This window comes from Paenibacillus sp. J31R98 (assembly GCF_056269245.1).
In genome coordinates, this window is sequence record NZ_JBWDNO010000001.1 from 1,419,610 (window position 1) to 1,432,206 (window position 12,597).

Consider the following 12,597-nt stretch of genomic DNA (forward strand, 5'->3'; position numbering starts at 1 on the left):
TTTCCTAGACTTTATGAGCGCGGTTGATTTATCTATGCGCCTTAAGCTTCAATGAGAGATTTGTTAAATCCTAATACACTCACAGAGGAGAGACATTATGAATAACGGTATTGAAAACAAAGTTGTACTGATCACAGGTGGAGGTTCCGGTCTCGGAGCAGAGACCGCGCGTCTTCTTGCGTCAAAGGGGGCAATTGTTGCGGTTGCCGCGCGCCGGAAGGACAAGCTTGACGAAGTGGTTGCGCAGATTAAGGAAGCTGGTGGCAAAGCTAGCGCTTACTCGCTCGATGTAAGTGACAAGAATCAGTTCAAAGCTGTCGTCGATGCGATCATTGCCGAGTTCGGCAAACTGGACGTTCTCGTTAACAACGCTGGTATTATGCCGATCCGGCCTATGGCCGAGGTAAACACCGACGAGTGGGATGCAATGATTGATATTAACCTCAAGGGGGTTCTGTACGGCATCGCTGCAGCTTTGCCGGTCTTCCTTGGCCAGGAAAGCGGTCAATTCGTCAACATTAGCTCGGTTGCCGGTATTAAGGTCTTTTCGCCGGGCGGTACCGTCTACTCAGGTACGAAATTCGCGGTGCGCGCCATATCCGAGGGCCTGCGTCATGAAGTAGGCAATAAGATTCGGGTAACATCTATCGAACCCGGGGCTGTGGAAAGCGACCTGAAGTTCAACACTACGGGCACAGCGCAGTCAAACGTAATGGATTTCTACAAAATTGCTATTCCCTCAAGCGCAGTGGCGCGTGCCATCGCCTACGCCATCGAGCAACCGGCGGAGGTCGATATCAACGAGATCGTGCTGCGTCCAACCGCGCAGGAGTTCTAATAGCCCTTACCAAAGAAAAGTCGCGAAAATCGCGGCTTTTTTTTATTTATGGGATCAAGTCAGAAGTAACCGACTACACTTCGTTCTGGTAACGGGCAGGATTGTTTAGTATCCGTAGAGAACATATGTGTAATAAATCATGATTCACTTGGTGGAGCGGGTCTTCTAATCGTAAATTATGGAAAGAGAAGGAAGAAACCTTATATAAAGGTGGTATCGCTGTGAGAAGAGGAGTCTTATGCGTCACTACGATTTTGCTTGCGACGGCGTTAGTCGCGTGCAACAACGAGAATTTACCGACCGGAATAGAGCAGCCTGCGTCGGCGGGTGACAGTACAACGAAAGTGCCCCTATTGTTCGCTGCGCTTGGGGGAGTTCCGCAAGAGATGCAAGACGATTTAAACAATCATTTTACGGATTACGACATTTCATACTCACAACTCGGATTGAATGGACTTGAAGGGCATGTGGTAGACGATACATTCCCGGATCTGGTAATGGATGTTGAGCATATTGCGACGCCGTCTGATATTTGGGAGCAAGTCCGATTAGATCTAACCGATCATATTCAAACGCAAGAAATGAATCTCAGTCTGTTTAGTCCTGGTCTGGTCGAGCGAATCAATGCGTTTGACAACAAAGATGGGCATATTTATGAATTGCCATTTAACCAATACTTAAGCGCTCTATTTTATAATAAGAAAGTATTCGATGCTATGAATATCAGTTATCCGCATGACGGCATGACGTGGAAGGACCTTGCCGAACTAAATCAACAATTCGCCGGATCAAGTTATGTCGGATTTACACCGTTCACGAGCCAAATCAGCATCTTTAATATGATAGACGAGTATGGCTTGCATTTCCTGGATGCGACAACGGATCAATCCATCGTATTAAGTCCGAAATGGGTGGAGTTGGCAACGCTAATTCACGATCTGATTGCTCCTACAGCTAACCAGGAAACAGAGGCAGTTAATTCGTCGTCCGCAGAAACGAAGTTTGCTTATGGCGGAAACATCGCGATGGCGCTTGGAGATGGAGTGAATTTATTAGTAGAAGGTGCGACAGGCGGGCAGGATCTCGATCTTGTTAGCTTTCCGACCGTAGAGGAGGGAAGCAAGATTGGACCGTTCCCGAAGACATCTACCTTATACGTATCGTCGACTTCCAAACACCAGACGGATGCTTTCCAGATCATCGCGTATTTGTTGTCCGAGGAGAAACAACTGGAATTTGCAAAGCAAGGGGTCGGCCCCGTAATTCGCACGCCTGAAATTAGGGAACAATTCGGCACATTGGTCAATGAGACAATCGGTAAGAATGTGCAGGCGTTATTCGAGAATACTGCCATGGCATATACGGAGAAAAGTGAGTACGAGAATGTAGCTTTGCAAGTAGCGGTACAGCAAATTCCCAATCTAGCGGATCCAAGTATAACTGTAGATGACTTCCTGAAGCAATTGGATAGCATGATTAACAGCGTCGTCGAGGAAAGCAAGGCGAAGAAGTCATAGCACGAATGGACCAGAAGCTCATCTCGCGATCGGAACAATAGCACAACAAGGAATAGGCTGCCGAATCTACTCGGCAGCCTATTAAGTTTGTTTCAATTTAATGGTGGAAATTGCTGCCCAGACTTATGTCTAGTCGATTCCAGTGCCGAGGTCCATTTTAACGTTCATTCGGGCTTGATAAGATAAAGCTAACTTTTTTGTTCCATCTTTCTGGCAAGCACAATTAATAAATATAAAATGAATAAGGAGAATCAATTGTGAAGAAATTACAAAAGATAATAGGATACGGTGTAGGGGGAATTGTAAGTCTTCTAATAATAGCTACTTTAGTTACAATCATCAATCATAAAATCCATTTGAGTAAGGAAGATGCATTAGTTAAGCCCATGGGTCAAATGGTTACAGTAGATGGACATAAGATGAGCGTTTATTCAGAAGGTCAGGGAAATACGACCCTAGTATTTCTGGCAGGAGGCGGAACAGCTTCGCCTATATTAGATTTTAAAAGCCTGTATTCTCGATTAAGTGATCAATATAAAATCGCAGTACCAGAAAGAATAGGGTATGGTTTCAGTGATGTTGCGGACGTTCCACGAGATCTTGACACCGTATTGGAGGAGGACAGACAAGCGTTATTATTAGCAGGTTTGAAGCCTCCCTATGTATTAGTTCCTCACTCCATTACTGGATTGGAGTCAATGTATTGGGCTCAAAAATATCCGCAAGAGGTATCCGCCATTGTTGGAATAGATGTAGGCACTGTAAATGCTTATTTCGACCCCAGTACGCCAAAAGTATCTGATTTTATAACTAAAATAAAGGTACTTGCATTTGCAGAAAATAAGGGAGTAACGCGGTTTATCCCGTCCTTGGTTGAAAGTGAAGCAGCAATAAAGGCTGGGGATTTGACAGATCATGAAAAAGATATATATAGAGCAATCTATTATAGGAGAACGAATACTCCACCGATGGTAGAAGAGCTAGTGGATCTTATGGATAATGCTCATAAAGTAGATGCATTGCCAGCACCACAGTTACCAGTATTGTTCTTCATATCGAATGGTGATGGGATTGGTCTTGGTTATAGTAAAGAACAATGGCAAGGGTTCCAAATATCCTATCTTTCAAAAATAGCTAATAGCAAGTATGTATTAATGGATTATGGACATTATCTTCAAGATTTTGCACCCGATGTACTTGCGCAGAAAATTAAAGATTTTGTACCAGCTACCTAAGGTTAAGGTATAGATGCAAGAAACGAATGGCGTCAATAATCGTAAAACAGAATAAATTAAATACGGAGGTGTTCGGATGAATATGCTGAAAGGGATAGGAAAGATGGCAGGTGGTTTTACAGGCAGAGTACTTGGAGGTACTGTGCGTGTTGCCGGGGAGCTTGTTCATAGTGAGTACATTAAAGAGATCGGCAATGATGTGGAAAGAGTGACTGCAAAGACAGGTGAACTAGCAGGCCAAGCAGCGAGCGGTGTATGGGATGTTGGTGCCGGTTTAATAACGGCGGATAAGCAGCAGGCGAAGACTGGATTGGATGATCTTGGAGATGTGGTCACGACTACGGTTAGAGGTGCTGGCCAAGGAATCGAATACGTGGTTGAAAGCGGAAAAGATGTTGTGACAGGCATTAAGGAAAACGATAAGCAGCTGATTAAAGATAGTTTTAAGAAACTAGGTAAAGCAGCTGCAGTATCCATAATTGCTGTTGGTGTAATCGACTTCGTCGATGGTCCGGATGGAATGGATACGTCAGAGACAATCTAATAATCTAATGAAGGCAGCTGATTGCTGCCTTTTTTTTGTTTTTTGATCCCGCTAACGAAGCAGTTTGACGCAACGCTCTCGGGTGCCAAGAACATTAAGGCAAGTTCTTGTGCGTATTCGCGAACGAAAATAGAAGACGTGTCGGGTGAAAAGATATTATAATAGAGATTCAAGATATTAAGCGAAGGCGTGACGAATGTGGCAAAAGCGAAAGTACCGAAGAGACCTACCAGAGACGAATTCGTTCTGGAGGAGATAGGAAATCAGCTGACGGAGGCTTTTCAGGAGGAATCCGTGATTCTGTTGACCGTTTGGGGAAGAGAAGAGAGCGTGCGGGGACAAATCGTAGCGATGGATTCCAGAACGGGCAAGGTCCATGTGAATACGGCAGACGGATTGGATAAGGTTCCTTTCATGGATATAATGAACATGAATTATCCAAGGGATTGAGTTGGTCTGCTCAAATGATTACGACTCAATTGTTTGTCAGGCGTCCCGATTACTCGGGATGCCTGATCTGTTACTGAAAATGGACGGCTAGCAGCATTATGCTCATTTTGTTCGCTCTACAGAATACAGAAAAAATTCCATATCTACATTCCTAAAATTCTTAATATCTTTATCAATAATATTCATACCGTTTCGAACAGCAACTTTTTGAGAGGCTATATTTGTGTCCCTAATAATAGAATAAACCCTATTTGCATGAAGAACTGAGAAAGCGTATTCCTTGCAAGCAATTGCCGCTTCTGTTGCGTAACCTTTGTGCCAATACGCTTTTTGAAACAAAAATCCTATTTCCAAAATTTCTTTTTCTCTCCAGCCTTGCTTTGTCAAGCCACATTGACCAATCATTTCGTTTGTTTCTTTTAATACAACAGCCCAAAGCCCAAAACCATACTCTTCATATCTTTTAAGATGTCTGTTAAGCCAATTTTGTGCTTCTTCTAAATTGAATGCACTTTCATAAGCAGCACGCATTACTTCCTCATCACACAATATTCCGCACAATGCATCATAATCGGACTGCACCATTTCTCTAATTAATAGACGGTTTGTTTCTATCAAAAATCTTCCACCTTTCTAACGATCAGGCTGCCGACGTAAATCGATTGTCGGATGACAAGAAACATTATCTCATTAATGGCTGCGTATATCGCGGCTTTTTTTCCCATTTCCGAAAATGACAATAACGTGTCATTCCAACAACGCACTTATAGGAGGAATTTACCTATAAATGTCGAATTTTGCAAATTCCTCCTTGGTGGAGAGTAGTTTAAGATCTTGAATGATAATTCAAAGTAATCGATTACTTTTTCGAATAATACTGTAATCATGCTTTGGTCCATTCTGCTCTCGGTCCGACCCGAGCATCATTACGTTAACGGGTACTATTGCTCAATAAACCTCAATAAAAACCTAAAACGATGCTGCCGGCACGATTTGGCGGCTTCATTACGTTAAAGGGCGGACTAGCGCAACAATCTATTCTTCATTACGTTTTAAATTACTAGCAAGCAAGCAATAGAGGAGGGAAATCTTGAAGAACATCTTTAGAACCATTATGACTTGTATCGTTGTATTCTTTCTGACTTCGTGCAGTGATTCATCGGATACACAGCAATTCGACTTACTTAATGTGAAACGCTTAGACCCATTGCATCAATCTGATAAAGGATTTGAAAAGAGCATTCAAGACAAAGCGGAGATTGGAAGGTTATACGAAAAAATAGTTAGCCTTCCTCCATTCCCTCAAGGGATAATTCACTGTCCTGGTGATAATGGAGTTGAATATGAACTGACGTTTACCCTTGCATCCAAGTCCGTTTCTAAAGCACTGTTAAGTGCAACTGGATGCCAACAAGTGACAATGAATGAAAAAACTTATTGGGCTATGGAGCCTAAGGGAAGCGGCTTTAGAGCGTTACTTGAAAATGCACTTGGTATTAATGATGAAGAATTTATGGTAGGGGTTGCCACTCGTAGCTAACACTATGTGGAAGGTTATTACGTTAACGGAGAACTATTGCTCAATAAACACCAAGAAACCGCGGTCCTTCGTTATGCTTACGGGGCAGGATAATTGATATCTTCAAGGAGGGGAAATGGTGAGCTGGATTTCGTTGGAAGATGAAGAAGAGAAAAAAGGAAGAACTTGAGGATATTATTAAACGGATAGAAACGGGGAACTTCGAATATCAAGATAATGATTGAAATTTAAGAACAGGCTGCTGATTTTCGGCAGCCTGTTGAGCTAACGAGGCATTATCGCTCAATACAACACGACGGCAGCTGGCCTAGTGATCAAGGTGGTAGGATAGTTGAATTAAAACCAAGAGCTTATCTTTGTATTCCTGCCTCTAGCTTGTCGGCGGCTGCTTGATCGGCAGAGCGGAGCGCGTGGCCGTATATGTTCATCGTAGTTGTGATATTACCATGTCCGAGCCGCTCGGAGATTATCTTCGCATGCACGCCTTGATTAATAAGGAGCGTCGCAGAGGTGTGACGTAGATCGTGTTGATTAAACTTCTCAACAAATGATTATGAGATATAAATATTTTTTAAAATTTTCTGACAGATTCATTCAGTGAAAGGGGAGTATCGACAAAGTAACCTTTAATTTCCAAATTTCAGTCGGGGATAAATGACAGACTTCTCAACTTATCTTGATATACAATTATTGCATAACGAAGAGTTAATTTTGAAAGCGGTTACAAAATAATATTCTTAAAGGAGGAAGAAAAATGTACAAACGTGTACTTGGAATTGTATTGGCAATTGCCCTTATAATTTCAGTCGCAGCATGTTCAAACTCTGCCCCTACCAACTCGGAAAACAAGGATACTACGAAACAAGAATCCGAGGATACTACGAATAAAGAACCCATCACGGTTAGCGTGGGACTTCCTGAGATTGTAAACGCTAAGTTCGCACAAGGCGAGGATTACTCCAATAATCTTTGGACCAAATTGTTCAAGGAAAAATTCAATATTGATGTGAAAGCGGATTGGGTAACGACTGAGTACGACACAAAGATCAACCTTGCGATTGCATCCGGCGAATTGCCAGATATGTTCACGGTAAATATCGTACAACTCAACCAGCTTATGGAAGCTGGTATGCTTGAGGATTTAACGAGTACTTACGAGTCATATGCCTCACCATCTCTTGTAAAGATGATTAAACCAAACCAGGACATCGTTGATACTGCCATGCATGATGGTAAGCTAATGGCTATACCCAGACTTCACTATGGTGATGAAACTTCCACTTCGTTCCTATGGGTAAGAAAAGACTGGTTAGAGGGAAACGACATTAAAGAAGTCAAAACTATTGCGGATTTTGAGAAAATGATGGAGGCGTTTAAAACGAACAATGGTGCTAAATTCGGTACCATGCTCGATAAAACCCTCGGTGCATTCTTCGAAATGGCTAGTTCATTCCACGCTTATCCCAAGATCTGGGTGGATGGCCCCGACGGTAAAATCGTCTATGGCGCAACCTTGCCAGAGACTAAAAATGCGCTTGCCAAATGGGCTGAATGGTATAAAAAAGGCTATTTAAATAAGGACTTTGCCACAAAGGACAGCGCTGCCATGCTGCGCGATGCATATAATGGAGAAGTCGGTACATATGCACAGCAAAACTGGGCTGGCTGGCAAGTTGGGGCAGACATGGTTAAGAATAAAGGAGATGGCACCTACTTTGTGTCCTTGAACCTGCCCAGTGTAGATGGAGAGCAAATCCTTTATCCAAGACAATTCAGCAACAGCACATACAGTGTTGTCCGTAAGGGCTACGAACACCCAGAGGTGCTTGTCGAGCTGATAAACACATACATTGATGTTCTGAATGACTCCATTGGCAACGGAACCATGTCCCTTGAGCAAGTCCTGCCCTTTAACACCAATGAGATGCACCATATCACCGGTCCGTTCAAGGTTGAGTTCGCCCATTATCAAGACATCAAGGATGTATCTTCTTCGGCCATTACAGGTAAAGAGAATCTTGGATCAGGCAATGCGGTGTTGTTCTACAATGAAATCTTGAAGTGGAAGAATGACAAAGATTTGGTTGGTTTAGGCCGTTATCTTCAGATGGGTTATGAAAATGCATCACTCGTCCAGGCACTCTCTCATGTTGACAATGAGCAGATCAAAAAAACCAAGGTATGGGGTGCAATGCCACAGGCCATGCTTGATTACGGTACCACACTCGATGACCTGCTGACTGAGGGTTATACAAAAATTATCACGGGTGTTGAAGATATCAGCTATTACGATACCTTGATTGAAGCTTGGAGACACGCTGGCGGTGAAGAAGTAACGGAAGCCGTCAATAAGATGTACGGAAAGTAATGAAATAGTTAAACTGTCAGCGATCTCCTTGCGTCATATGATGCAAGGAGATCTCTACAGTGTAAAGTCCGTATTCTAGGAGGATTCAGCGATGCAATCATTACTGTTTACGTTACGTAAGCAATGGCCATATCATGTTTTGTTAATCCCTGCAGTTGTCATGATATTTATATTCAATTACATCCCTCTATATGGACTTATCATTGCATTTCAAAGATACAATCCGGCCATGGGCTTTCAGTCTCCTTGGGTCGGTCTCGACAATTTTATACGTGTGTTTAGCCAGCCTAACTTTGTACACATCATTTGGAACACGATATTCATAGCAGGATTCCAAATTATAGGTGGTATTATTGTGCCTGTTGTGTTTTCGCTCCTGCTCAACGAGGTGCGTAAAAATTCGGCAAAGCGTGTTTTTCAAACCGTTGTCTATTTGCCTTATTTTCTGTCTTGGGTTATCCTCGCAGGCGTTATGATTGATATTCTAAGTCGTGAGGGGATCATGAATAATTTCCTGTCTTTATTTAACATAGGGCCTATTTCATTTTTAGGTGACCCGAAAACATTTCGATGGACGATGATTGTATCAGAGATATGGAAAAGCTTTGGTTTCGGAACTGTTATTTTTTTGGCTGCGCTGACCAGTATAGACCCCGGTCTGTATGAATCAGCTATCGTAGACGGGGCAAAACGATGGAAGCAGACATGGTACATCACCCTTCCTTCGATCATGCCCATAATTGTTCTGATGACCATTCTATCACTGGGAAACTTATTGAACGCTGGTTTCGATCAGATCTACAACCTATACTCACCGATCGTTTATTCTACTGGCGATATCATTGACACCTATGTGTACCGTTTGGGTATCCAGCAGGCTCAGTATTCAGTCGGTACGGCGGTTGGAATGTTCAAGGCCTTGATTTCAGCCTTTATGATTTTGACGTCCTATTATCTTGCTGACAGGTTTGCCGGTTACAGGGTATTATAGTTGTTTGTCTATTCATAGGATATTGAAAAGAGGGGATTTAAGTTATGGTGCATTATCGATCACCGGCTCGTACAGCTTTTGTTGTGTTTAATACGATCTTTTTATCTCTTACAGCTATTGCTTGTATTATACCTTTCATTCATCTTCTGGCCATATCATTCAGTGGATCTTCCGCTGTTGCAGCTGGCAGGGTTGTTTTCTGGCCTGTTGACTTAACGACGGTATCGTATGAATTCGCCTTCAGGGGAGGTAAGTTTTTACCAGCTTTGTGGGTAAGCATTGAGCGGGTGTTGCTTGGTGTGATCGTAAACCTTGTGCTGATTGTTATTACCGCCTATCCTCTCTCAAAGAATAAGGACAAGGTTCTCGGGCGCAATTTATATATGATGTTCTTTGTTGTAACAATAATTATTAATGGGGGTTTGATCCCTACATATATATTAGTCACAAAAATTGGTCTTTTGAATAGTATATGGTCGTTAATTCTGCCTGGAGCGCTGCCAATATTCAGCATGATCATAGTGATGAACTTTATGAGAGGCCTGCCGGAAGAAATAGAGCAGGCTGCGATGATAGATGGTGCCGGAGTGTTTGCTACCTTGTTCCGTGTTATGCTGCCACTGTTGACTCCAGCGTTGGCGACAGTAGGTCTGTTTTCAATTGTTAGTCACTGGAACGATTGGTTTAGTGGATTGATTTACATGCAAGACAGCAAAAATTATCCTTTGCAGACTTATTTGCATACGCTGATCATTAATTTTGAAGATGTCATACGTATGGCTCAGGGCGACACTGCTAAGATTCTTGCTTACATGAATGTCCGCACAGGCCGGGCGGCTCAGTTGTTCCTTGCAACAATACCTGTCTTGCTGGTTTACCCATTCATCCAGAAATATTTCACTACAGGATTAGTCCTTGGAAGTGTTAAGGGCTAAATTGTGTTACGTATATCCGAGATTATGATATCTACAGAATAGGTCATTCTGATCTCGAGCGCTTCATCACCTGAATAAGCGTTGAATACTTGCTGGATATCGTTCTCGATCCAAGGGATGTTGTCAGCTAAACTGTCGACATAATCTGGTTCATCGTCTACGATCATCATTTCAAACAAACAAGGACAACCCCCATTTATGAGGAGGAATCAACATGGTGTTGACGTTTGAAGATGTAACTCGCTATGAAAGAGATGGCTATTTGCTCGTGAATAAGCTATTTACCCGTGAGGAAGTTGACCGAATGATTCAAGAGGTCGAAGGCGGAGGGCGAGTAGCCGGTTCTACATACAGCAACAGTGACAGCCAGGGCCTTAAAGCAAAACTTGCGCTTTGGTTCGAGCTTGGTGCAGATATGTGGTCTGACGTATCGAGCTGCCCGCGCATAGTTAATGGCGTTCGTATTTTATTAGGCGAAGACGCGGCTTTCTTTCATGGAAAAGTGATGCTGAAGGAAGCGCATTCGGGCGGCGCTTGGGAGTGGCATCAAGATTACGGCTATTGGTACGATCAAGGGTTTATATATCCGAATATGATCAGCGTGTTTATTTCCTTAGATGCTGCAACGCGCGAGAACGGATGTTTACAGGTGCTGCGTGGCTCTCATAAGCTTGGCCGGCTGGAGCATGGAAGAGTGGGGCAGCAAACTGGTGCCGATACGAATCGTATTAGGCAAGTGGAGAAGATGTTTGAGTTGGTCCACTGCGAGATGGAACCAGGCTCTGCACTGTTCTTTCATAGTAATTTGCTGCACTGCTCTGCTCCGAACTTGTCGGAACGTCATCGGCGTTCATTTATCGTCTGTTACAATGCGACAGGCAATCCGCAGCTTCAAGGAGACGAGCTGAAGCATTACACATCTTGCCCGGTAGGTACAGACGATTGGCTGCAGAAGATGGACAAATAATAAAAGCGCGGGCCTGCTTTCGCGATAGGGGGTACGCGTAAATCGCGGGATTCTTAAGTTATCGGATCAGAAATTTCAATAACGCCTTTAAACTAATGAGAAACGATAGCTCAATCACGACTGCCGAGAAGGATCGGCAACCTTCTCAAATAATGGGCATTTTTCTTCAGAGTGCGGAGCTGGAAGCGTACAAGGTAAAGGAAGAAGCAAAGGCGGATCCCAAAGAAGCAAAAAAGGCTGCGACAATATTAGAATCATATAAGAGAGGTGGATCTATCGAGCTTTGTGTTAACTTGGGATTAGAAAATTATTGGTAAGGAGAAGGAAATATATGGGATTACATATGAATGATGGAAGCAAAAAGCCACCTCGAATCGAAATTCACCAAGCCATGTGGGGTATGGTCGGTCTTGGGGAGAACGGTCGTGAATGGACGGTCGAGGAGAAACTGGACAAAATCGCTGAGGCGGGCTTCACGGGAATTGCCGGGGTTCCTGATTCGGAAGGGTTTAAAAAGAGGGTAGAACGTTATGGATTGCATTATGGCAGCGGGGGATTTCCATGGACAGCAGACGATCTTGAACCCATGATGAATAGAGCCAAAGAGCAAGGAGCCATGTATTTCAATTCTCAAGTTCTGGATAATTTCATTATAGGAGAAGAGGCTATTCACAGGCTGAATCAGATGACGGAAACTGCGCAGAAGGTCGGTCTCCCACATTTTGTAGAGACGCATCGGGGAAGAATCACCCAGGATCTGATCCGTACCGCGGACTATGTCAAGGCGATCCCCGATTTGAGGCTCACGATTGATTTCTCGCATTATGTTGTGAATGGAGAATTGGATGATTTTATACCGGAAACAGCGGAGACAGCGGAATCGTACTTTCAACTTTTGTTGCAAAGAGCTTCTAGCATTCATGCAAGGATTTCGAACGGCCATCAGGTACAGGCCGATATCGGGGAAGAGGGTAATGAGACTCAAGCCGAGAGATTCTATAAATGGTGGGAAACTGGGATGCACCATTGGCTCAAACAAGCCGGACCCGGCGACATTTTCCCGTTTATCGTCGAACTAGGGCCACCGCCTTATGCGCTTACAAGAACATTGCACAGCTATGCGGATACTGAAATTACTGACCGCTGGAAGCAATGTTTGGCAATTAAGAAACGGATGGAAAGCATCATAGACGGCTTGATGGAAACTTAAGA

General features: G+C 43.4%; 13 protein-coding genes and 1 pseudogene. 11 read left to right on the top strand and 3 right to left on the bottom strand.

Going from position 1 to position 12,597, the window contains the following annotated elements:
- Positions 1-97: 97 nt before the first annotated feature.
- The 5 genes from AC0YNX_RS06320 to AC0YNX_RS06340 all read left to right on the top strand — a co-directional run bounded on the left by AC0YNX_RS06320 (position 98) and on the right by AC0YNX_RS06340 (position 4,584).
- Entirely contained in the window at positions 98-838 is a 741-nt protein-coding gene (locus AC0YNX_RS06320) for an SDR family oxidoreductase (RefSeq protein ID WP_475814775.1), read from the top strand.
- Between the two features lie 221 nt (positions 839-1,059).
- Complete coding sequence (locus tag AC0YNX_RS06325) at positions 1,060-2,355, top strand: ABC transporter substrate-binding protein (RefSeq protein ID WP_475814776.1); 1,296 nt, start codon at positions 1,060-1,062, stop codon at positions 2,353-2,355.
- Between the two features lie 257 nt (positions 2,356-2,612).
- Complete coding sequence (locus tag AC0YNX_RS06330) at positions 2,613-3,590, top strand: alpha/beta fold hydrolase (protein ID WP_475814777.1); 978 nt, start codon at positions 2,613-2,615, stop codon at positions 3,588-3,590.
- Positions 3,591-3,666: 76 nt separating this feature from the next.
- Entirely contained in the window at positions 3,667-4,134 is a 468-nt protein-coding gene (locus AC0YNX_RS06335; protein WP_475814778.1) for a hypothetical protein, read from the top strand.
- 198 nt (positions 4,135-4,332) lie between these two features.
- A complete protein-coding gene (locus tag AC0YNX_RS06340) occupies positions 4,333-4,584 on the top strand; it encodes a YolD-like family protein (RefSeq protein ID WP_475814779.1) in 252 nt (83 codons plus the stop codon).
- A gap of 102 nt (positions 4,585-4,686) precedes the next feature.
- Here the strand turns inward: AC0YNX_RS06340 and AC0YNX_RS06345 are convergent, their stop codons facing one another.
- The gene (locus AC0YNX_RS06345; RefSeq protein ID WP_475814780.1) at positions 4,687-5,202 is read right to left on the bottom strand and encodes a GNAT family N-acetyltransferase; all 516 of its coding nucleotides are present in this window, start codon (positions 5,200-5,202) and stop codon (positions 4,687-4,689) included.
- 472 nt (positions 5,203-5,674) lie between these two features.
- Between AC0YNX_RS06345 and AC0YNX_RS06350 the strand changes: the two genes are divergently transcribed.
- Positions 5,675-6,124 (top strand): hypothetical protein, encoded by a 450-nt coding sequence (locus tag AC0YNX_RS06350; RefSeq protein WP_475814781.1) that lies wholly within the window; start codon positions 5,675-5,677, stop codon positions 6,122-6,124.
- A gap of 350 nt (positions 6,125-6,474) precedes the next feature.
- Here the strand turns inward: AC0YNX_RS06350 and AC0YNX_RS06355 are convergent.
- Positions 6,475-6,657, bottom strand: a pseudogene (locus AC0YNX_RS06355) (tyrosine-type recombinase/integrase); the annotation flags it as partial.
- Between the two features lie 221 nt (positions 6,658-6,878).
- Here AC0YNX_RS06355 and AC0YNX_RS06360 point away from each other — a divergent pair.
- The 3 genes from AC0YNX_RS06360 (at position 6,879) to AC0YNX_RS06370 (ending at position 10,418) form a co-directional block, all read left to right on the top strand.
- Entirely contained in the window at positions 6,879-8,492 is a 1,614-nt protein-coding gene (locus tag AC0YNX_RS06360) for a type 2 periplasmic-binding domain-containing protein (RefSeq protein WP_475814782.1), read from the top strand.
- A 91-nt stretch (positions 8,493-8,583) separates the two neighbouring features.
- The gene (locus tag AC0YNX_RS06365; protein WP_475814783.1) at positions 8,584-9,483 is read left to right on the top strand and encodes an ABC transporter permease; all 900 of its coding nucleotides are present in this window, start codon (positions 8,584-8,586) and stop codon (positions 9,481-9,483) included.
- A gap of 44 nt (positions 9,484-9,527) precedes the next feature.
- Positions 9,528-10,418 carry a carbohydrate ABC transporter permease gene (locus AC0YNX_RS06370; protein ID WP_475814784.1) on the top strand — a complete coding sequence of 297 codons (891 nt, stop codon included), beginning with the start codon at positions 9,528-9,530 and terminating at the stop codon, positions 10,416-10,418.
- On the opposite strand, the gene AC0YNX_RS06375 is transcribed toward AC0YNX_RS06370, so the two are convergent.
- Positions 10,415-10,597: a response regulator gene (locus tag AC0YNX_RS06375; RefSeq protein WP_475814785.1), complete on the bottom strand. Its 183-nt coding sequence runs from the start codon at positions 10,595-10,597 to the stop codon at positions 10,415-10,417. The genes AC0YNX_RS06370 and AC0YNX_RS06375 overlap by 4 nt on opposite strands.
- Positions 10,598-10,632: 35 nt before the next feature.
- On the opposite strand from AC0YNX_RS06375, the gene AC0YNX_RS06380 reads away from it, so the two are divergent.
- Together AC0YNX_RS06380 and AC0YNX_RS06385 are read left to right on the top strand one after the other, a co-directional pair.
- Positions 10,633-11,385, top strand: a complete 753-nt coding sequence (locus AC0YNX_RS06380; protein ID WP_475814786.1) for a phytanoyl-CoA dioxygenase family protein — start codon at positions 10,633-10,635, stop codon at positions 11,383-11,385.
- A gap of 331 nt (positions 11,386-11,716) precedes the next feature.
- Positions 11,717-12,595 carry a sugar phosphate isomerase/epimerase family protein gene (locus AC0YNX_RS06385; protein ID WP_475814787.1) on the top strand — a complete coding sequence of 293 codons (879 nt, stop codon included), beginning with the start codon at positions 11,717-11,719 and terminating at the stop codon, positions 12,593-12,595.
- Positions 12,596-12,597: the final 2 nt, after the last annotated feature.

Coding starts and splice junctions, on each gene's coding strand:
- AC0YNX_RS06320 (WP_475814775.1), top strand. CDS start 98: ATGAATAACGGTATTGAAAACAAAGTTGTACTGATCACAGGTGGAGGT.
- AC0YNX_RS06335 (WP_475814778.1), top strand. CDS start 3,667: ATGAATATGCTGAAAGGGATAGGAAAGATGGCAGGTGGTTTTACAGGC.
- AC0YNX_RS06360 (WP_475814782.1), top strand. CDS start 6,879: ATGTACAAACGTGTACTTGGAATTGTATTGGCAATTGCCCTTATAATT.
- AC0YNX_RS06365 (WP_475814783.1), top strand. CDS start 8,584: ATGCAATCATTACTGTTTACGTTACGTAAGCAATGGCCATATCATGTT.
- AC0YNX_RS06370 (WP_475814784.1), top strand. CDS start 9,528: ATGGTGCATTATCGATCACCGGCTCGTACAGCTTTTGTTGTGTTTAAT.
- AC0YNX_RS06380 (WP_475814786.1), top strand. CDS start 10,633: ATGGTGTTGACGTTTGAAGATGTAACTCGCTATGAAAGAGATGGCTAT.
- AC0YNX_RS06385 (WP_475814787.1), top strand. CDS start 11,717: ATGGGATTACATATGAATGATGGAAGCAAAAAGCCACCTCGAATCGAA.